Genomic DNA, 235 nt, shown 5'->3' on the forward strand with positions numbered 1-235 from the left:
ATCTACTCAGACCCACCACTTTGCTCCCATACTTCGTTATGGCACGCCTCGTTTAGTGGACTAAACGTCGTTGTACCATGCCTTGTCTGGAAACAAAGTAGGTTACAAATAATAAGTACCAGCATATGTGGGGCTATAGCTCAGCTGGGAGAGCGCCTGCCTTGCACGCAGGAGGTCAGCAGTTCGATCCTGCTTAGCTCCACCACTTTTACTCCTTAAAAATAAACATTCTTAA

Annotated in this window: 1 tRNA gene; it reads left to right on the forward strand. The window is 46.4% G+C overall.

The window, feature by feature from the left end:
• Positions 1–129: 129 nt before the first annotated feature.
• A tRNA-Ala gene (locus CWB80_RS22130) sits at positions 130–205 on the forward strand.
• Positions 206–235 lie beyond the last annotated feature (30 nt).

Origin of the sequence: Pseudoalteromonas sp. S1650, assembly GCF_005887195.1 — a bacterium.
GTDB classification, from domain to species: domain Bacteria; phylum Pseudomonadota; class Gammaproteobacteria; order Enterobacterales; family Alteromonadaceae; genus Pseudoalteromonas; species Pseudoalteromonas simplex.